The sequence below is a fragment of the Arthrobacter globiformis NBRC 12137 genome, assembly GCF_000238915.1.
GTDB lineage: Bacteria > Actinomycetota > Actinomycetes > Actinomycetales > Micrococcaceae > Arthrobacter > Arthrobacter globiformis.
Window position 1 is genome coordinate 55797 of record NZ_BAEG01000058.1, and the last position, 19328, is coordinate 75124.

At 66.3% G+C, this 19328-nt stretch carries 20 protein-coding genes and 1 tRNA gene; 16 read left to right on the forward strand and 5 right to left on the reverse strand.

Going from position 1 to position 19328, the window contains the following annotated elements; all coding sequences use genetic code 11:
- Nucleotides 1–131 precede the first annotated feature (131 nt).
- The 7 genes from ARGLB_RS11045 to ARGLB_RS11070 all read left to right on the forward strand — a co-directional run bounded on the left by ARGLB_RS11045 (nucleotide 132) and on the right by ARGLB_RS11070 (nucleotide 5096).
- Nucleotides 132–214, forward strand: a tRNA-Leu gene (locus ARGLB_RS11045).
- 448 nt (nucleotides 215–662) lie between these two features.
- Nucleotides 663–944 (forward strand): DUF3311 domain-containing protein, encoded by a 282-nt coding sequence (locus tag ARGLB_RS11050; RefSeq protein ID WP_003802273.1) that lies wholly within the window; start codon nucleotides 663–665, stop codon nucleotides 942–944.
- Nucleotides 941–2614, forward strand: coding sequence for a monocarboxylate uptake permease MctP (gene mctP, locus ARGLB_RS11055; RefSeq protein WP_003802274.1), 1674 nt, complete (start codon nucleotides 941–943; stop codon nucleotides 2612–2614). The genes ARGLB_RS11050 and mctP overlap by 4 nt, the downstream gene beginning before the upstream one ends.
- An 80-nt stretch (nucleotides 2615–2694) precedes the next feature.
- Entirely contained in the window at nucleotides 2695–3144 is a 450-nt protein-coding gene (locus tag ARGLB_RS11060; protein ID WP_003802275.1) for a hypothetical protein, read from the forward strand.
- Nucleotides 3141–3311, forward strand: a complete 171-nt coding sequence (locus ARGLB_RS23585) for a hypothetical protein (RefSeq protein ID WP_003802276.1) — start codon at nucleotides 3141–3143, stop codon at nucleotides 3309–3311. The genes ARGLB_RS11060 and ARGLB_RS23585 overlap by 4 nt, the downstream gene beginning before the upstream one ends.
- Before the next feature lie 178 nt (nucleotides 3312–3489).
- Nucleotides 3490–3954 carry a hypothetical protein gene (locus ARGLB_RS11065; RefSeq protein WP_139023316.1) on the forward strand — a complete coding sequence of 155 codons (465 nt, stop codon included), beginning with the start codon at nucleotides 3490–3492 and terminating at the stop codon, nucleotides 3952–3954.
- A 23-nt stretch (nucleotides 3955–3977) separates the two neighbouring features.
- Nucleotides 3978–5096 (forward strand): aminotransferase class V-fold PLP-dependent enzyme, encoded by a 1119-nt coding sequence (locus ARGLB_RS11070; RefSeq protein WP_003802278.1) that lies wholly within the window; start codon nucleotides 3978–3980, stop codon nucleotides 5094–5096.
- A gap of 41 nt (nucleotides 5097–5137) precedes the next feature.
- Here ARGLB_RS11070 and ARGLB_RS11075 read toward each other — a convergent pair whose 3' ends face one another.
- Nucleotides 5138–5593, reverse strand: coding sequence for an SRPBCC family protein (locus ARGLB_RS11075; protein ID WP_043418790.1), 456 nt, complete (start codon nucleotides 5591–5593; stop codon nucleotides 5138–5140).
- A gap of 164 nt (nucleotides 5594–5757) precedes the next feature.
- Here ARGLB_RS11075 and ARGLB_RS11080 point away from each other — a divergent pair, with 164 nt between their 5' ends.
- The 4 genes from ARGLB_RS11080 (at nucleotide 5758) to ARGLB_RS11095 (ending at nucleotide 10695) form a co-directional block, all read left to right on the forward strand.
- Nucleotides 5758–6672: a LysR family transcriptional regulator gene (locus tag ARGLB_RS11080; protein WP_003802281.1), complete on the forward strand. Its 915-nt coding sequence runs from the start codon at nucleotides 5758–5760 to the stop codon at nucleotides 6670–6672.
- Between the two features lie 138 nt (nucleotides 6673–6810).
- Nucleotides 6811–7908: a tartrate dehydrogenase gene (locus tag ARGLB_RS11085; protein WP_003802283.1), complete on the forward strand. Its 1098-nt coding sequence runs from the start codon at nucleotides 6811–6813 to the stop codon at nucleotides 7906–7908.
- A 152-nt stretch (nucleotides 7909–8060) separates the two neighbouring features.
- Nucleotides 8061–9533: a C4-dicarboxylate transporter DctA gene (gene dctA, locus ARGLB_RS11090; RefSeq protein ID WP_003802284.1), complete on the forward strand. Its 1473-nt coding sequence runs from the start codon at nucleotides 8061–8063 to the stop codon at nucleotides 9531–9533.
- A 1-nt stretch (nucleotide 9534) separates the two neighbouring features.
- Nucleotides 9535–10695 (forward strand): glycerate kinase, encoded by a 1161-nt coding sequence (locus ARGLB_RS11095; RefSeq protein WP_003802287.1) that lies wholly within the window; start codon nucleotides 9535–9537, stop codon nucleotides 10693–10695.
- Between the two features lie 360 nt (nucleotides 10696–11055).
- Here ARGLB_RS11095 and ARGLB_RS11100 read toward each other — a convergent pair whose 3' ends face one another.
- Complete coding sequence (locus ARGLB_RS11100; RefSeq protein ID WP_003802291.1) at nucleotides 11056–11520, reverse strand: GatB/YqeY domain-containing protein; 465 nt, start codon at nucleotides 11518–11520, stop codon at nucleotides 11056–11058.
- Nucleotides 11521–11678: 158 nt separating this feature from the next.
- Between ARGLB_RS11100 and ARGLB_RS23590 the strand changes: the two genes are divergently transcribed.
- From ARGLB_RS23590 to ARGLB_RS11115, 4 genes are all read left to right on the forward strand, one after another.
- Nucleotides 11679–11837: a hypothetical protein gene (locus ARGLB_RS23590; protein ID WP_175304982.1), complete on the forward strand. Its 159-nt coding sequence runs from the start codon at nucleotides 11679–11681 to the stop codon at nucleotides 11835–11837.
- A 40-nt stretch (nucleotides 11838–11877) separates the two neighbouring features.
- Nucleotides 11878–12642 carry a M50 family metallopeptidase gene (locus ARGLB_RS11105; protein ID WP_003802294.1) on the forward strand — a complete coding sequence of 255 codons (765 nt, stop codon included), beginning with the start codon at nucleotides 11878–11880 and terminating at the stop codon, nucleotides 12640–12642.
- 9 nt (nucleotides 12643–12651) lie between these two features.
- Nucleotides 12652–13788, forward strand: coding sequence for a glutathione S-transferase family protein (locus ARGLB_RS11110; RefSeq protein WP_003802297.1), 1137 nt, complete (start codon nucleotides 12652–12654; stop codon nucleotides 13786–13788).
- Between the two features lie 93 nt (nucleotides 13789–13881).
- Nucleotides 13882–14925, forward strand: a complete 1044-nt coding sequence (locus ARGLB_RS11115) for an FUSC family protein (RefSeq protein ID WP_043418820.1) — start codon at nucleotides 13882–13884, stop codon at nucleotides 14923–14925.
- 32 nt (nucleotides 14926–14957) lie between these two features.
- Here the strand turns inward: ARGLB_RS11115 and ARGLB_RS11120 are convergent, their stop codons facing one another.
- The 3 genes from ARGLB_RS11120 to ARGLB_RS11130 are packed head-to-tail and all read right to left on the reverse strand — an operon-like array spanning nucleotide 14958 to nucleotide 18545.
- The gene (locus ARGLB_RS11120) at nucleotides 14958–15869 is read right to left on the reverse strand and encodes a MaoC family dehydratase (protein WP_003802301.1); all 912 of its coding nucleotides are present in this window, start codon (nucleotides 15867–15869) and stop codon (nucleotides 14958–14960) included.
- On the reverse strand, nucleotides 15866–17200 hold the full coding sequence (locus tag ARGLB_RS11125; protein WP_003802302.1) for a 3-oxoacyl-ACP reductase: 1335 nt from the start codon (nucleotides 17198–17200) through the stop codon (nucleotides 15866–15868). The genes ARGLB_RS11120 and ARGLB_RS11125 overlap by 4 nt, the downstream gene beginning before the upstream one ends.
- Complete coding sequence (locus ARGLB_RS11130) at nucleotides 17193–18545, reverse strand: acetyl-CoA C-acetyltransferase (protein WP_003802305.1); 1353 nt, start codon at nucleotides 18543–18545, stop codon at nucleotides 17193–17195. Before ARGLB_RS11130 ends, ARGLB_RS11125 begins: the two co-directional genes overlap by 8 nt.
- A gap of 61 nt (nucleotides 18546–18606) precedes the next feature.
- On the opposite strand from ARGLB_RS11130, the gene ARGLB_RS11135 reads away from it, so the two are divergent.
- Nucleotides 18607–19293 carry a TetR family transcriptional regulator gene (locus ARGLB_RS11135; protein ID WP_245531514.1) on the forward strand — a complete coding sequence of 229 codons (687 nt, stop codon included), beginning with the start codon at nucleotides 18607–18609 and terminating at the stop codon, nucleotides 19291–19293.
- Nucleotides 19294–19328 lie beyond the last annotated feature (35 nt).

The window sequence follows — 19328 nt, forward strand, 5'->3', positions numbered from 1 at the left end:
ACCACCCGGGTTCAGCCTACCCAGTCCGCTCGATTCCATCTTTCCGGAAAGTTCGTGTTAGAGTTTTTCTCGCTGCTTCGGAGAGAAGCGAACCGCTGAAAGGCGTGAGAGAGTCCTCCGAAATACCACCTGCGCGGGTGGCGGAATGGCAGACGCGCTAGCTTGAGGTGCTAGTCCTCGAAAGGGGGTGGGGGTTCAAGTCCCCCTCCGCGCACAAAGGGAAAACCCCGGGAATCCAATGGATTCCCGGGGTTTTTTCGTTTCTCCCTGAACTTTTTCGTTTCTCTTTGAACGGCGGGAGTGCACGCGCCACGGCAAACCCACACTTGGGTCCGGCGGCGCCTACAGAGGCAGGGCTCGACGGCGGGATCCATTGGAAGACGTCCGGAAAACGCGCCGAAGATGACCACGAATGTCAGGCGCGTTACTGACTGTGACGGCACTGATCGAGCTCTTCCGGAGCGCCGCCGACGGGCGTAAAAAGGAACTGGAGGGCAACATTTGTAACCTTCGCCTCACCGGGCCCCGGGAACCCGGAGTCCGGGAGACGGGCTGACAAGGAGGTCGTCGGGTGTCCCATCAAGATCGTCCTGACCCGAAACAGCGCCCCGTCCCGGGGGCTCCCCCTGGCGCCGGACGGCCAACCCGCAACACTGCAACCCGTGGTCGGGCGCGGCGCGCGCCGTACCGTCGTCGCCGGCGTATTGCTTTCCTTGGCGATCCTGCTCCCGCTGATGCCGCAGACCTACTCCTTCAACGCCCCGACCCTGGGCGGCATGCCGTTCTTCTACTGGTACCAGCTGCTCTGGGTTCCCATTTCCGCGGCCTTGAGCGCCGTGGCGTACAGGCTTGTGACAACGGAAGACCGGCGACGGCGGGCAGCGGCCCGCGCTGGCGCCGCCGGGTCCGGCGGCGACGCAGCAAACGGAGATGAACGGCCATGAACGGGCGCGAGATCAACTGGACCGCCCTCATCATCGTGGTGCTGCTCTTCGTCATCGTCGCCGTCATGGGCTTCATGGCCGCCCGGTGGCGCCGGACGGCAGAGAGCGAGGGGCTGCACAGCCTGGACGAGTGGGGGTTCGGTGGCCGCGGCTTCGGGACGTGGATCACGTGGTTCCTGCTGGGCGGGGACCTCTACACCGCCTACACGTTCGTCGCCGTTCCTGCGGCGATGTGGGCCACAGGCGCTGTCAGCGGCTTCTTCGCGGTGCCGTACACGATCGTCCTCTACCCGATCATCTTCATCATCATGAGCCGGCTCTGGTCGGTGTCCCACCGGCACGGCTACGTCACCTCGGCGGACTTCGTGGGCGGCCGCTACGGGAGCCGGTGGCTGTCCCTTGCCATCGCCGTCACTGGCATCGTGGCTACCATGCCCTACATCGCCCTGCAGCTTGTGGGCATCAAGGCTGTGCTGACGGTGCTCGGGCTGGGCAGCTCCGAGAACGTGCTGCTGACAGACCTGCCACTCATCCTGGCGTTCGTCGTGCTGGCGGCATACACCTATACCTCGGGGTTGCGGGCGCCTGCGATGATCGCCGTCGTCAAAGACCTGCTCATTTACCTCGCGGTGATCGTCGCGGTCATTTACCTGCCGATCAAATTCGGCGGCTGGGACGCGATCTTCGGAGCGGCGAAGACGAAGCTGGACACCGTGAACGAGGCGACAGGGAAGCCCACCGGGGTGTTCATCCCGTCGGCTGCCAACTTCTCGGCCTACTGGACACTGGCGCTCGGGTCGGCCCTGGCACTGTTCATGTACCCGCACTCCATCACCGGCGTGCTCGCGTCCAAGGGGCGCAACACGATCCGGCGCAACGCCGCGATTCTTCCGCTGTACTCCCTGATGCTCGGCTTCCTTGCGCTGCTGGGATTCGTGGCCATTAAGGCGGGCACCCGGCCGATCGACCTCAACGGGCAGGTCAACCCGCAGCTCGTGGTCCCGCAGCTGTTTCTGGACCACTTCCCCGCGTGGTTTGCCGGCGTGGCCCTGGCAGCCATCGCCATCGGCGCGCTGGTGCCGGCGGCGATCATGTCCATTGCCGCGGCAAACATGTTCACCCGCAACATTTACCGGGACTTCCTCCGGCCTGATGTCGACCCGAAGACCGAGGCGAAGGTGTCCAAGATCGTCTCCCTGGTGGTGAAGGTCGGCGCGCTGATTTTCGTCATTGCCATGGACCAGTCCGCGGCCATCAACATGCAGCTGCTGGGCGGCATCTGGATTCTGCAGACGTTCCCCGCTGTTGTCGCAGGACTCTACACGCGGTGGTTCGACCGGTGGGCGCTGCTGGCCGGATGGGCCGTGGGCATAGCCTTCGGCACCGCATCGGCCTACAACGTCATCAACCCCGTCACGCGCGCACACTTCGGCGGCTCCCTTGCTCCCATCCCGGGAACAGGCTTCACGGTGTACATCGCCGTGTCGGCGTTCGTGCTCAACCTGGTTGTCGCCGTCGTGCTTACCCTGGTGCTGCGCGCACTCAAGGTGCCCCAGGGAGAGGACAAGACGCGCCGGTCTGACTACGGTGCTGATGAAACGGACCCGAAGGTTGTGGAGATCGAGCGGACCCAGCGTTTCGTTGAACCCGGAGGGCCGGCGCCGGTGTAGCCGGCCAGGTGTCCCGGGGAGTCGCCGCGCAGGCGCTCGAAACGCACGTGGCCCGGCGTGACACGGCCTAGGCTGGTTCGGTGACCCCAAACCCTTCACCGACTCCGCTGGATGTCTTCGTCCACACCGGACCCGCCGAGTGGTGGCAGATTCTGGCAGCACTGGGCCCCTTGGCAGTCCTGCTCGGTGCGCTGCTTGCCGCGTTCATCGGTTGGAACACCCTGCGGCAACGCACGGTCGCCGATGAAAAGGCGCTGGCCCAGAAGCGTGAAGCCGACAGCCGGGCCGAGTGGTGGCGCCGCGCCCAGTGGGCGTTCGAAGCTGCCATGGACGAAAATGAGGAGAAACAGGATGTGGGCCTCGCTGTGTTGGAGCTCCTCAATACCAGCAATCTGGCCGGTCCGGAGGAGGCCGAGATTATTGCCGAAGCCTGGAAGCGACCGCTCCAGAACGGCGAGGCCACGCTGGACCTGTTGCCGCCGTTGCCGGACAATGGGGTGACAGACGACCCTGAGGATGGTGAGCAATGAGTGCAGTAGCCGAAAAGAAGACTGCGGACGAAAGCCCGAAGCGATATGTCAGTCCTGCACAGGAGCGCGTCATTGTTCGTGCAGCCCGGCTCCGCCTGTCGACAGACAAGAAGCAGGGCATCGAGAGCCCGGCCTGGGTCAGGAAGATTGCCCGGCGGCCCCTCTAACCCCGTAGCGTGCTACAGGGCCAGCCCGCGCCAGTCAGGCTGGCCCTTCTGTTAGTGTTTTCAGACTATTTTTATCCAGCATCTGGATTTATTCTGAGGGAAGTCCCCGGAGCTTTATCTGCCGGTCCGGGGTCCTCCGTTCCGTCGAAAGGCTGGTCTCAGAATGTTTGGAAAGATCATGCGCCCTGTGGTTCTCGGCATCGGTGGTGCCTCACTCCTGGCGCCCGTTGCAGCACTGCCGGCTAACGCCGCTGCTACGCAGGGCGTCGAAACCATCGAATCGTCGTGGTGCATTCCCATCGAGGAGTTCGGCATAACGGTCTGCTCCACCGCAACGGAGCGCTACCTTGAGGTCCACACCCCGACGGGGCGGGCACTTTTCCGCAGCACGGGAACGTCCACGATGACCACCACCTACGACGACGGAACGGAGGAAACGTCCGTCGGCAGCCACCGCGTGCAAAGCGTCTTCAGCTTTTGGCTGGACCCGCTGATCTACGACGCGACGATGGTCAGCATCGACGGCTCAAGCACGCGGACTCTGCCCGACGGAACGAGCTGCACGTTCGTCGATGATTCGATCGCCGTTCGCGACCGGCTGGTCCGGGGAGGAACGACGGTCACCTGCACGCCGCCGAAGTGAACGCTTGAGGGACGGCCCATGCCATGGACGTCAGCGACATCCGCGGGCTTTTCCCCGGGCTCAAAGACACCATCTACCTCAACACCGCCACCATGTGCGTGGGCTGCGCTCCTGCCAGGGAAGCCTACGAACTGGCTGTAGAGCGCTGGTCCACCGGGCGGTTCGACTGGATGGAAGCAGAGCAGGCGGGTGAGGAGGCCCGTGGCATGTTCGCCGAGATCATTGGAGCCGCAGCGGCAGACATTGCCATCGTCCCCGCCGTCAGCACCGCGGCGGGGATTGTGGCCGCCAATCTGCCACCCGCCAGAAGCGGGGAGAACATCGTGGTGGCCGAGAACGAGTTTGCCTCGAACTACTACCCCTGGCTCCTGCTCCGGGAGCGTGGCTACGACGTACGTGCCGTCGCTCCGGAAAGGGACGTGGTGCCGGCCGAGGCCCTCAGCCGGGCGGCCGACGGCGGAACCCGCCTGATCGCCGTCAGCGCCGTACATCCCGTCACCGGATTCCGGGCAGACCTGGCATCGATCAGCCGCATTGCCGCCGGCTCAGGCGCCTGGTTTTTCGTTGACGCCTGTCAGGCGGCCGGTGCCGTGCCCCTTGACGTGAAGCGCGACGGGGTGGATTTTCTGGCCACGGCCAGCCACAAGTTTCTGCTCGGGTCGCGGGGCATGGGCTACCTCTACGTCCGCCCGGGGCTGATCGGCGGCCTGCAACCCGTCCTGCCGGGCTGGAAGGCTGCCCGGCTGCCGCTCGAAAGCTTCCTCGGCCCGGACATGGACCTGTCGCCGACAGCCTCGAAGCTGGACGCTTCGTTGGCGTGGTTCCCGGCACTGGCCGACCAGGCGGCCCTTGCCGTCCTTCGCCGGTTCGGCATTGGCGCGGTCCTCGAGCGTAACGCGCGGCTTGCCCTGCACCTGCGGAACGCGCTGGAAGCGGAGGGCGTGGACTTCCTGTCCTTCCCCGAACGGCACCGGTCCACCATCATCTCCGTTCCGGTGGACGACCCGGACGCCGTCATGGCCAGGCTGCGCCATGCGAACGCGGTGGTGTCCGTCCGGGCCGGCAGGATCCGGCTGGCGACCCATTTCTATAACCTCGAGGAAGAGCTGGACCGGGTCGCGGAGCTCATTGCCGGCCGTTGAGCGCAGCCGGTGACTAGGGCTGGCCACGGTTTCTGGTCCGGTTATGACGCCCGTGCGCCGGCGGTCAGGTGGAGGTTGCGCGTGTCAATGAGCTTGCGGAGGTAGCGCGCCAGGAACAGCTTCTCCGCAAGGCGTCCCAGGAGACCGAAGGGTGCCGCGAAGTCGATCCGGTCCACCATGACGGTTCCGGCCGGGACCTCACTGAATTCGTGGACGTGGCGAAAGCGGAGGAACGGCCCCCGGACCTGTTCATCAACGAAGTAACGGGGTGCCTGCATCTCGGTGATCCGGCTCGTCATCCGTATCGGCAGCCCGAAGTGCCAGGCGCGCCAGGTCACCTCCTGCCCCAGCGAAATCAGCCCGGACGTAACGCCGCCAATGGCTTCCTCCCGGGAGTTGGCCATCGACTGCTTGTGCGCGTCAATGCTTCGGGAACGGTCAAACAGCTCGGTCATGCCCATGCTTGTCCGTGTGGTGCATTCGAAGGTGACGGCCATGCTCCGAGTATGCCAGCAGATCCGGCGGCCCGCGGACAGCCCTGAAGCACACCAACCCGGCCGCTGATAGGCGTAAGCTATCAGGGCCTCGGCAGGTGGTTCCACCGCAGAGTCCATCGCAGGGCCCGGGGCAAACAGCAGAGCGCACCGGGATAGGAGCTGGCGTGGACACGCGAAAGCTGAAGTATTTTTTGGCCGTCGTTGACCACGACGGATTCAACCGCGCGGCAGAGCACTTGCTCATTGCACAGCCGTCCCTGTCCCAGACCATCGCCAGCCTGGAGAAGGACCTGGGTGTGCCGCTGTTCCACCGGATCGGGCGCCGGGCCGTCCTCAGTGAAGCCGGAAAGGAACTTGTGGGCCCCGCCCGGCTGGTGATGCGCGACCTGGACGCTGCCCAGTCCGCAGTACAGTCACTCCGCGGCGTGCGGAGCGGCCGGCTGGACATCATCACCATGCCATCCCCGGGCATCGAGCCGCTGACCTCCATGATCGCCGGGTTCACCCGGCTCCACCCCTCCGTCCGCCTCAACGTCAGCGCAGCATTTACGCCGGAGGAGGTCATTGAATCCGTCAGGACCGGCAGCACGGAGATCGGGCTCGCCGGCTCAGCAAGCCCCATCCGGGTCCCGGGAGTCAACGTGCTGGACCTCGAACGCCAGCCGCTGATCCTCATCGTGAACCCGCAGGCGGACACGTTCACCCCGGGGACCACCATCCAGCGCGAAGACCTGGGCGGCCACCGGCTGATCGCCAGCCAGCGCGGTTCGCTGATGCGCTGGCTTGTGGACGATGCGCTGGCGCGGGGCGTGAACACAGAAATCGTCGTCGAAGTGGCACACCGGACCTCCATCCTGCCCCTGGTGCTGGCCGGCGTCGGACACGCTGTCATGCCCTCCTCCTGGGCGCCGACGGCGCACAAGGCAGGGCTCCGCACACTGCAGATCGAACCGGTTTCCCACCTCGATGTTGCGATTTTGAGCAGGAGGGAAGACCTGACGCCTGCCGCCCGGGCGTTCCTGAAGGTTGCTGAGCTGCACGTGGTGCAGGATCCCGACACCGGTAAGGTTCCAGATTGATAGGCAGATCCTATCTCCCGTATCGAAACTTAGTCTTGGACGCGCGTAGCCGCCGGACCGTCTACTTGAAGAGGAAGAAAAACGGTGTGACCCCGCTAACAGGATCACGCTGCCAACACACTCAACGAGGAGGTCGGCATGAGCGCCAACCAGACATTCAGCATCGCTTCAATCCCCGCAGACGGCGTCGGCAAGGAAGTGGTTTCCGCAGGCCGCCGCGTGCTGGACGCCCTGGCAGAGAACTCCGGCGGCAAGTTCGCCTTCCAGTGGACGGAGTTCCCCTGGGGCTGCGGCTACTACGAAAAGACCGGCCAGATGATGGACCCCAACGGCCTGGAAGTTCTGAAGGACTTCGACGCCATCTACTTCGGCGCCGTCGGCTGGGAAAACGTCCCGGACCACATCAGCCTCTGGGGCCTGCGCCTGAACATCACGCAGAACTTCGACCAGTGGGCCAACATCCGCCCGGTCAAATTCCTCCCCGGAGTCCAGTCCCCGCTGCGGAAGGCGGACAACACCGAACTCGACTGGATCGTGGTCCGCGAGAACAGCGAAGGCGAATACGCCGGACTGGGCGGGCGCAACCTCAGCGGCCGCGGTCCGGGCAACGAAGTCGCCCTGCAGACCGCGCTGTTCACCGAGAAGGGCTGCGAGCGCATCATGCGCTTCGCCTTCGACCTGGCCCGGACCCGCACGGTCAAGAAGGTTTCCTCGGTTACCAAGTCCAACGCCCAGCAGTACGGCATGGTCCTCTGGGACGAAACCTTCAACCGCGTGGCCCTGGACTACCCGGACGTCCAGACTGAAAGTGTCCTGGTTGATGCCATGAGCGCAAAGTTCATCCTCAAGCCTGAGGACCTGTCCGTGGTGGTTGCGTCCAACCTGAACGCGGACATCCTGTCAGACCTGGGCTCGGCGCTGGCCGGCAGCCTCGGCCTGGCGGCCAGCGCCAACCTGAACCCCGAGCGCCGCTTCCCGTCCATGTTCGAACCGGTCCACGGCTCCGCCCCGGACATTGCCGGCAAGGGCATCAGCAACCCGATCGGCGCAATCGCCAGCGCCGCCCTGATGCTGGACCACTTCGGCCTGCACGAAGAGGCCCGCAAGGTTGAGGCGGCCATTGAAGGAGCAACAGGTGCCGGCCACCTGACCCGCGACGTCGGAGGCGACGCCAACACCGACGATGTCACCGAGGCCATCATCAAGGCCCTGACCCTCGCCCCGGTCGCCGTCTAACTGAAACGACGACGGCGGCCGGCGGGCCGCCGTCGTCGCGGATGTCCCTCCCCAACGCTCGCAGGCTCGCGTAGGGACCCTTGGGCCGCCGTCGAACGCCCCCCATACACTTCAGAACGTCTCCAGCGACATTCCACAATGAGGTAGGAATCATGGACCACATCACCACCGCCGGCACCGCGCCGGCCCGCAAGACCCGCTGGTACAGGCAGCTGTACTTCTGGGTGCTGACCGCCATCGTCATCGGCATCCTCGTCGGATGGCTTACGCCGAGCACCGGCGTCGCCATGGAACCCATCGGCACCACCTTTGTGAATGCGATGAAGATGCTCATCGGCCCCATCGTGTTCCTCACGATCGTGGGCGGCATCGCCAGTGTCGCCGACCTGAAAAAGGTCGGCATGACCGGCCTGAAGGCCCTGACCTACTTCCAGATCGGCACCATCTGCGCCATGACCTTCGGCCTGGTGGCCATCAACGTCTTCCGGCTCGGCGAAGGCGTCAACGCCGATGCCAGCAAGATCGAGACCTCCGAATCTGCCGCGAAACTCATTGACGCCGGCCAGAACCAGCAGTGGTGGGAGTTCCTCACCCACATCATCCCGAAGAGCATCGTCGGTCCCTTCGTCGAAGGCGACATCCTGCAGATCATCTTCATCGCCGTGGTCTTTGGCATCGCCCTGAATGCCATGGGCAAGGTCGGCGCGCCGGTCCTGGACGGCGTGCAGCGCCTGACCGGGGTGATGTTCAAGATCCTGAGCTTCATCATGAAGGCCGCCCCGATCGGTGCCTTCGGCGCGATGGCCTACGCGGTGGGCAAGTTCGGTGTCTCCTCCCTGACCAGCATGGGCGGGCTGATCGCCCTGTTCTACATCACCTCCATCCTCTTCGTGGTGATCGTGCTCGGCTCCATCATGGCTTTCCTGAAGCTGAACATCTTCAAGATGCTCAAGCACTTCAAAGAGGAATACATGCTCATCCTCGGCACCTCTACCGCCGAACCGGCCCTGCCAGGCCTGATGCGCAAGCTCGAGCACGCCGGCGTCAAGAAGGAAACAGTCGGCCTCGTTGTCCCCACCGGGTACAGCTTCAACCTCGACGGCGCCGCCATCTACCTCTCACTGGCCGCCCTCTACATCGCCCAGGCCACCAACACGGACCTCACCATCGGCCAGCAGCTCGGCCTGCTCGCTGTCATGCTGCTGACCTCCAAGGGCGCGGCAGGCGTTGCCGGCGGCGGCTTCATCGCCCTCACCGCAACCCTGACCACCATCGGCACCATCCCCGCCGCGGGCATCATGCTCATCTTCGGCATTGACAAGTTCATGTCCGAGTGCCGGGCGCTCGTCAACTTCACCGGCAACGCCGTCGCCACCCTCTTCATCGCCTGGTGGGACCGCACCCTCGACGCCGACCGTGTCCGCCGCGTCTTCAACGGCGAAACCGTCGAGCCCATGCCGTCCGAGGACCCCGTCCACCTCGCCGAAGTCACCGACATCGACGACGACCTGGCCGAGTACGGCCACCACGCCCCCAAGGAAACCGGCGCCAGGCACGCAGGACCCGCCACCGACGCCACATCCTCCACGAACGACCGTCGCCCCGCCTACTCGGAAACCGTCTGACATGACCAGCCCAACCGCCCCGAAAACCGTCCGGACCCTCATCGCGCCTGACAAGTTCAAAGGCAGCCTCACCGCCGGCGAGGTAGCCGAGGCCCTGGCCGCCGGGCTGCGCTCCGTATCTGATGCGTCCGGCAAAGCCGGAGCGGTCCGCTGCGAACTCCTCCCCCTGGCGGACGGAGGTGACGGCAGCGTCGATGCCGCCGTCACCTCCGGCTTCACCCGCCGCTGCTACACCGTGGCCGGCCCCACCGGCCAGCCCGTCCAGGCAAGCATCGCGTTTGACGGAACCACCGCCGTCGTCGAGGTCGCCAACACCTGCGGTTTGGCGCTGCTGCCAAACGGGAAGCTGGAACCGCTGAATGCCTCCAGCCGCGGCTTCGGCGAGGCAGTCCTCTTCGCCCTCAGCCTCAACCCGGCCAGGGTCGTCATGGCCCTGGGCGGCAGCGCCAGCACTGACGGCGGCATGGGCATGCTCACCGCCCTCGGCTACCGCTTCCTGGATGCGGAGGGCCGCCAGCTCTCCGGCAGCGGCAAGTCCCTGGCGCAGATCCACGCTGTCGAGCGGACCGGCCTGCCGGAACTGGACGAGACGGACTTCATCGTCGCCAGCGACGTCCATAACCCGCTGCTCGGACGCCAAGGCGCACCCGCCGTCTTCGGCCCCCAAAAGGGTGCCGGAACGGAAGAGATCACAGCCCTCAACGACGGGTTGGCACACTACGTGTCCAAACTGGCCGAGGCAGGCGACCTCCGGGCCGAAGCCCTGGCCAACCACGAAGGTGCCGGAAGCGCCGGAGGACTCGGCTTCGCCTGCCTGCTGCTGGGTGCCACGCAGGTGTCAGGCGCCGATTATTTCCTGGACCTGCTGGACTTCAACACCAGAAAGGACAGCTGCGACGTCGTCATCACCGGCGAGGGAAGCATCGACGAACAGACCCTGGCCGGGAAACTTCCAGCCGCCGTCGCCCGGCGCTCGGGCGGCCGCCCCATCATCGCGGTGGCTGGCCGTTCTCTGCTGCCGAGGGAGCGCTGGGCCGAGATGGCGTTGAGCCGGGTCTACACGCTGGCAGACTACACCGACCGGGACTCCGCCAGGGACCCCGCGCTGTCAGCCGCCCTGCTGCGCCGGATCGGGCAGGACATAGCGGCAGGCCTCCTCTAGCAAAAGGCCAAGTGGAAGGAAGAAAGAAGGGCCCCGCAGCGGCGGGGCCCTTCTTTGCTGTGCCTACGCGTTCTCGCGGATGCGGCCAGGCTCATGGTCAGCGGTTTCCTCCAGACGGGCGAGGTAGGCCCACATCCTGCTTTCCTCAGCCTGCACCTGGGGTTCAGGGGTCTCGGCCGGCCTTGCTTCCGGGCGTCCCTCAGCCTCCTTAGCCGCTTCCTTCCTGTAATTCCGCCATCCCTCACACGATGAATAGCACATCACCGACCTCCTAACAGTTGGTGTACCTTTATCGTCCTCCCATTGCCGGACAGTGTCGATTGCCCGGAGGTTGCCGGGATGCCGTGGCACGGCGTTTGTTCAGGTGAGCCGCTGACGGACGATGTCGCTCACGGCCTTTCCGTCGAAGCGGCCTGCCACCCGGGCCGTGACCGGCTTCATCACGGCTCCCATGTGCCGCACGGACAGCTCGGCGCCGTCGGCCCGCAAGCCCCCGATGACCTCGTCCACGATGCTTTCCACTTCAGCAGCAGAGAGGGCCTTCGGCAGGTAAGCCTCAATGACCTCCGCCTCGGCGACTTCCGCCGCGGCCCGCCCCGTTTCCCCGGCTTCCGTGTAGATGCGGGCCGTGTCGCGCCGTTTCGCCGCCTCCTTCTGCAGCAGTGCCGTCACCTGCGAGTCGTCGAGCTCCACCGGCGTCTTGCCGGACTTCTCCCGGGTTTCGATCTCGCCCAGGACGCTGCGCACGGTGCCCAGGGCCACCTTGTTGTGCTCCTTCAGATGTGCAACGACGTCCCCGTGCAGGCGTTCCTTCAGCGTGGCCATGATTTCCTTCTCTCGGGATTGGTGTGTACTTCAATCGTGGACCCCCTCCGGGCCGCACTGCTACAACCCCGCACCGCATGGGACGGGCAGCGCCCGTGATCAGGTGTTGCCGCGTGTCTTTCGCCGCTGCCGGCGGCATTCGCACATATGTTCTAGGTATGGAAGAGGAACATCCCGGTGAACTTGCCGGGCAGATGTCAATCAATGAGCTCCTTGTCGCGATGGGTGAAGCCCCCGTGGAAAGCATGCTGCATCTGGTGGTTCCGGACGACGCTTCATCGCTGACGGAGGATCCGCCCACGCTGCCCGGATTGTGAGCCGGACCCGAAAGGCACAGCCCCTGTAGCCTTGACTCCTATGGTTTATGTGCAAGTCCCCGGCCCGTCCCTGCCCGAACAATGGTGGGACCGGGTGGCTGCCGGATTCACCCAGACGGCCGTTCCCGCGGTCTCCGTCACCGAGCTCGTGGCTGTCCTGCTTATTGCGGCGGTGCTGTCCGTTCCCCGCGCAACCTGGCGCTATTTCGGCCTGCTCGCAACAATCACCCATGAACTCGGGCACGCCTTTGCTGCCCTGACCAGCGGCCAGCGGCTGGGCGGCATCCGCCTGCAGCTGAATCACGGCGGCACCACCACCTCCTACACCCGGGGACGTGCCGCCGCCGTCTGGTCAGGTTTTTGGGGCTATCCCGTTCCCGGAGTGACCGGCGCCGCCCTGGTGTGGGCGGGCTTCAGCGGCTGGGGCCCGGCCGCCCTGTCTGCCGGACTGCTGGTCCTGCTGGTCTCGCTGATCTTCATCCGCAACGCCGCCGGCGTGCTCATCCTCCTCGGGGCGGTGGTGGCGGTGGCGGCCATGATCATCAATGTGCCCGCAGCGTTCACCGGCCATGTGGCGATCATTCTGGGCCTGGCCCTCCTCGTTGCCGCCGTCCGGGACCTGCTCAAGCTCACAAACGTCCACCTCCGCCGCCGGGACCAGTTGCGGTCCTCCGACGCTTACATCCTCTACCGCGCCACCGCCGTGCCGTCAGGCGTCTGGATCACCCTGTTCTCGCTGGTGGTAGCAGCGTGCTGGGTGGCTGCCTGGCTGCCGATGTCGCGGGTCTTTGGAGCGGCAACATAGTCTGGTGCCATGAGTGAGAAGACCAGCACAGTCGAAGCACACAGCAGGGGACGCCACGCCGCGGAATCCCAGCCCAGGGAATTCCACAGCGCGGAGCCCCGCAGCACGGAACCCCACAGTACAAAGGGCGCCTATGTCACCGGCGGCGAGTTCACCCGGGACACCAACTACATTGAGGACCGCATCACCCGGGACGGCACCCCCGGGCCGAACGGTGAACCAGGCTGGCCGGCGGGACCGGGGCGCTACCGGCTGATTGCCGCGCGGGCGTGCCCGTGGGCCAACCGCACCGTCATCGTGCGCAGGCTCCTGGGGCTCGAGGACGCCATCAGCCTCGGTCAGCCCGGCCCCACCCACGATGCCCGGTCCTGGACCTTTGACCTGGACGCGGACGGCAAGGATCCCGTGCTGGGCATCGAGCGGCTGCAGGAGGCCTACTTCCGCCGTTTCCCGGACTACCCGCGCGGTATTACGGTTCCTGCGGTGGTGGAGATCGCCAGCGGCGCGGTGGTGACCAACAACTACCCCCAGATCACGCTGGACTTCTCCACGGAATGGACGGACTTCCACCGCCCGGGTGCGCCGCGGCTGTACCCGGAGCATCTGCGTGGGGAAATCGACAGCGTTAACAAGCGCGTCTTCACCGAGGTCAACAACGGTGTCTACAGGTGTGGCTTCGCCGGGTCCCAGGAGGCCTACGATGCTGCCTACACCCGGCTGTGGAACGCGATGGACTGGCTGGAGGAACGGCTCTCCGGCCAGAGGTACCTGGTGGGCGACTCCATCACCGAGGCGGACGTCCGGCTCTTCACCACGCTCGCGCGTTTCGACGCCGTCTACCACGGCCACTTCAAGTGCAACCGGAACAAGCTCACCGAAATGCCTGCGCTGTGGGGTTATGCCCGGGACCTTTTCCAGACGCCCGGCTTCGGGGACACCATCGACTTCGTGCAGATCAAGCAGCACTACTACATCGTGCATGAGGACATTAATCCCACCCAGATCGTCCCCGCGGGCCCGGAGCTGTCCGGGTGGCTGAGCGCCCACGGCAGGGAGTCCCTGGGGGGCAGCCCGTTCGGCCAAGGCACTCCGCCGGGGCCGGTCAAGGCCGGCGAGGAAGTGGCCCCCGGCCACGGAGCCGGCTAGCACCGCAGGGACCCGATGAGCTCCTCGGAACAGCACCAGACAGCGTCCCGTGATCCACTGCCACGCAGGATCTGGCAGTCAGTGGCCACCAGGATGGCCCGGGCCCTCGCCGCACCGCGTCTTCAGCTCGCCGCCAAGGCGGGCCTGGCGGCAGGCATCGCGTTTTGGGTGGCCCCTCTCATGCCCGGTGGCGCCGCCCAATACGCTTACTACGCCCCGCTCGGCGCACTGGTGGCAATGTACGAGAACGTCTCGGGTTCCATGCGCCAGGGCTTCCAGACCCTGGTTGGCCTGGGAGCGGGCATCGGCCTGGCGTTCCTTCTCATCAGTTTCGGAGCCACGCCCCTCACCGTGGCAGCGGTCATGGCACTGGGCGTCCTGCTCGCGGGGCTCCCGCGCCTGGGCGCCGGCCGGGACTGGATTCCGACGGCGGCCCTGCTGGTGCTGCTGGTAGGCGGGCAGAATCCGGACGATTTCTCCTTCGGCTACCTGCTGCAGATGGGCGTGGGCGTGGTGGTCGGCATTGCCGTGAACCTGCTGGTGTTCCCGCCGCTGCACTTCAACGCGGCCGCCCTCAGCCTCGCTGAGCTGCGGCTGTCCCTGGCCCGCCAGCTGTCCGACATGGGCGCCGCGATGCACGAAAAATGGCCGCCCGAACACGAGGACTGGTCGCGCCGGTCCGAGGACCTGGCCCAGTCGGCCCGCTCGGTCCGGGCAGCGGTCCAGAAGGCTGACGCGAGCAGGGCGAAAAACCCGCGGCGCCGTTTCCACCCGCGTGACGTGGACAAGGACTACCGCAACGTCCGCGACCTGGAGCACATCACCTTCCACATCCAGGACATGACGGAGGTGCTTGCCGACGTCATCTGGAGCGAGGACATGCCCTTCACCATCCCGCTGCCCTACAGCGAACCGCTCGCGGAGGCCCTTTCCGCCGTGGGTGAAGTACTTCGTGCGGCGGAGGAGGACGACGTCGACCGGCAGGCTGAGCTGTTCCGGGCGGCTGAAGAGGCGGTCGCCTCCCTCGAGGACCGCACCGCCGCCGAAGGCGACGGCGGCGGCACGCCGAGCGCGGCCGGATCAATCCTGCTCAGCCTGCACCGCATCCTCCGGGTCGCCAAGCCGAACGGCAAGTAGCCGAGCAGCTCTGCTGTGCAGCACACCCCTGGCTACAGCGCCGCCACCGATCCGCTGAAGTGCTTCCGGCCGGACCGCGGACTCCAGGCCACATAGTCGGACCGCTGCCAGCCGCCGTCCACAGACTCTGCCGTCGAAATGTCCAGCGCCACCCGTGCGGGCAGGAAAACCGGAGCCTCGAACTCCACGTCCCAGCGAAAGGCATCGCCTTTGGCCGAGCCCACGTCCGCCAGCGCCCTCGACGCCAGGTACATGCCGTGGGCGATGGACCGGCGCAGGCCCAGGGCTCTGGCGGAAAGGACACTCAGGTGGATCGGATTGAAGTCCCCGGACACGGCAGCGTAGGCGCGGCCGGTGTCCACGCCAAGCTGCCAGAGCCCTGTGGGGTCCGGGGCGGTGAAACCCTGCGGCGCGGCTGTTGCCGAGGCCTTGTCGATGCCGGGCAGGAACACGCCCTTGGCGAGATAGGTGGACACGCCACACCAGCACGCAGCGCTTTCGCCGGCGGCGCGCACCTCCACCGCGATATCCACCTGGGTTCCGGCGCGGTGCGCCCGGAGCGTCTCCGCCCTGGCCACAATTTCCAGCGGTTCAGTGAACCTGACCGGCCTGCTGTACTCAATGACATTCCGCAGATGGAGCATTCCCAGCAGAGGCAGCGGAAAGTCGTCGCGGTTCATGACGCTTATGGCCACGGGGAACGCCAGCGCATGGATGAACCCTGCCGGCAGCACGTCACTGGCGGTCTCACCCAGCAGATGCTGGTAGGCCGTGAGGTTTTCGACGTCGGGACGGACGTCCCGGACTTCGTGGCTGACGGCGGGCAGCACGGCGGCGGCATGCGAGCCCAGGATCCTGCGGCGGGCCGCCGTGGCCGCGGCATTCACGTACAACTTGGAGAGGGACGGCATCTCCCCCAGGATGAGGTGCTGGCCGCTAGTCATGCCCCCACCAGGTTTTGTCCGCACACCCTCAGTACCTCTCCGGAAATGCCCCCGGCGGAATCGCCCGCGAGGAAGGAAATGGCCTCGGCAACGTCCCCCGGCAGCCCTCCCTGCTGCAGGGAATTCAGCCGCCGCGCAATTTCCCGGGTGGCGAAGGGAATCCGTGCCGTCATCTCCGTCTCGATAAAGCCGGGTGCCACGGCGTTGATTGAACCGCCGTGCTGCGCCAGCAGCGGTGCGGTGGCGCGGACCATACCCATAACCCCGCCCTTGGACGCCGCATAGTTGGTTTGTCCGCGGTTGCCGGCGATGCCGCTCGTGGAGGCAACCGAAACGATGCGCGGCTCGGAACGGAAGTGCTCGGAGGCCAGGAGGGCCTCATTGATGCGCAGCTGGGCGGCGATGTTCACATTGATAACCGAACCCCACCGGGACTGGTCCATGTTGACCAGCAGCTTGTCCCGGGTGATGCCGGCATTGTGGACCACGACGTCGAGCCGGCCGTGGCGGTGCACTGCGTGGTCGATGATTCTTTGCCCGGCGTCGTCACGTGTGATGTCCAGCTGCAGCGCGGTCCCGTGGATCCCGTTGGCAACCTCCGCCAGGTGGTCCCCGGCCGCGGGAACGTCCACTGCCACAACGGTGGCTCCGTCACGGTGAAGTGTCCGGGCAATGGCGGCACCGATCCCTCGGGCCGCGCCGGTCACGACGGCGACCTTCCCCGCGAGTGGTGCGTCGGCGTCGTCGGGCAGGCGGCCTTCGGCGGAACTGACGCGGATGAACTGGCCATCCACGAACGCGGACCGGCCGGAAAGGAAGAAGCGCAGCGCCCCCAGGGCGGAGGGGGCGGTGGGGCTGACGTCCTCGGCAAGGACGATGCCGTTACCGGTGGCGCCGGCGCGCAGTTCCTTGGCCAGTGACCGCAGCAGCCCATCCACCCCTTGCCGGGCGGCGGCCGTGGCCGGCGTTCCGCCGGGGACGCGCGAAACGGTGACTACCCGTCCGCCGGGCGCAAGGTCGCGCAGTGACGGGGCTGCCGCGAGGACCGGCTGCTCCAGGTCGCCGGGGGCCTCGAGGGCGTCGAGGACCAGCACGATTCCGCCGAGCCGTTCCTTGGGAACAGCGTGGCGGCGGACATCGAGTCCCCACGAAAGCAGCGCCGCTGCGATTCTGTCGGCGCCGGGTCCGGAGCCACGCACCAGCACGGGGCCGTCGATCAAGGGCTGGCCGGGCCGGTAGCGCCGCAGGTCGGCCGGCTGCGGCAGGCCGAGCTTCCGTGCCAGATCCCGTCCGAGGCCGTGGTTAACCAGCCGTGCATAGGTGTCAGTCATGGATGTCCCCCGCGGTGGTTCCTGCCGAGTACGCCTCGAGCAGCGCGACGACGCCTTGGCCGCCGGCGGCGCAGACGGACACGAGCCCCAGGGCGGGGCGCCCGCCGGCTTTGCCCTTCTCATGCAGCATTTTGGCAAGCGTGGCCACGATGCGTCCGCCCGTGGCAGCGAACGGGTGCCCGGCTGCCAGCGATGATCCGTTGACGTTCAGCTTGGACCGGTCGACCTTGCCGAAGGCGCCATCCAGCCCGAGTCGTTCACGGCCGAACTTTTCGTCCTCCCAGGCGGCGAGCGTGCTCAGTACCGTCCCGGCGAAGGCCTCGTGGATCTCGAAGTAGTCGATGTCGTCCAAAGTGAGGCCGTTGCGTGCCAGCAGGCGGGGGACGGCGAACACCGGCGCCATCAGCAGCCCGTCCTTGCCGTGGACGAAATCCACGGCGGCTGCCTCGCCGTCCAGGACGGTGGCGAGCTTGGGCAGGTCGTGCGCGTCGGCCCAGTCCTCCGAGGCGAGCAGCACCGTGGAGGCACCGTCGGTCAGCGGCGTGGAGTTGCCGGCCGTCATGGTGGCTTCCGAACCGAGGCTCCGGCCGAACACCGGCTTCAGGGACGCCAGCTTTTCAGGGCTTGTGTCTGGCCGGAGGTTGGAGTCCCGGGTGAGCCCCCGGTATGGCGTGAGGAGATCGTCGAAGAACCCGGCATCGTAGGCGGCGGCGAGGTTCCGGTGGCTGTTGAGGGCAAGCTCGTCCTGCGCCTCACGGGAGATGTTCCACTGGGCCGTGGTCAGTGCCTGGTGCTCGCCCATCGACAGTCCTGTCCTGGGCTCTCTGGTGCTCGGTGCATCCGGGGCGAGGTCCTTGGGGCGCAGGCGGGCGAGGATTTGAAGCCGCTGCGGGAGTGTCTTGGCGCGGCTGAGGTCCAGCAGCACCTCGCGGAGTCCTTCACTGACGGCGATCGGTGCGTCGGAGGCGGAGTCCACACCGCCTGCGATGGCGGAGTCCAACTGGCCGAGCCTGATCTTGTTGGCCAGGCCCAGCACTGTTTCCAGGCCGGTGGCGCAGGCCTGCTGCAGGTCATAGGCGGGAGTTTCCGGTGACAGCGCCGACCCCAGCACTGCTTCGCGCGTCAGGTTGAAGTCCCGGGAATGCTTGAGGACGGCGCCTGCAGCCACTTCACCGATGCGCTCCTCCTGCAGGCCGAAGCGGGCGATCAGGCCGTCCAGGGCTGCCGTGAGCATGTCCTGGTTGGACGACTTGGTGTACGCACCGCCTGTCCGGGCGAACGGGATCCTGTTGCCACCGACTACCACGGCTTTCCGCACGGTTTGAGGCTGACGATCCACGGGCATGTGCTATCTCCTTTGATCCGGCTGGTTATCGATACCCAGCGTACCTGATACGCTGGGTATCGTGAACTTGACTCCCCCGACCGGACCCCCGGGCTCCCCCTCAGATGCGGTGGACGGCCGCGCCTCGCGATGGCAGGGGCACCGCGAGGAGCGGCGGCGCGAACTCATCAAGGCCGCGCGGCGGGCCGTGCACACGCTCGGCAGCGACGCGCCGATGGAGGACATTGCCGCTGCGGCTGCCACCTCCAAGTCCGTGTTCTACCGGTACTTCGGCGACAAAGCCGGCCTGCAGCAGGCCGTCGGGGAAGTGGTGCTCGGGCAGATGCAGCAACGCATCAGGGAGGCGGCGCAAAGCGCGCAGACGCCCCGGGAGGGCTTGTTCGCCATGGTCGCGGCCTACCTCCAGATGGCCGAAACCAGCCCCAACGTCTACACGTTTGTGACCCGGTACTCCGCTGCAGAGGCCGACGGCAGTCCCACCTCCATCAGGACAGCCGGCGCCCTGGGCCATTTCTTTGACGCCATCGCGGACATGATCGCCGCGCCCATGCGGGCCCACCTCGGTGAAGGCAAGGAATCCGTCATCGGCTACTGGCCCAATGCCGCCATCGGCCTGGTCCGCAACGCCGGCGAGCAGTGGCTGGCCAGTCCGGACTCCCCTAGCAAGCCGGACCAGGAAACCATGGCACGCCAGATCACCGACTGGCTGTGCGTCGGCATCGCGCCGGAACTCACGGACATTCAATAGCACCGGAATCTGTCAATACCAGCGAAGGAATCGAC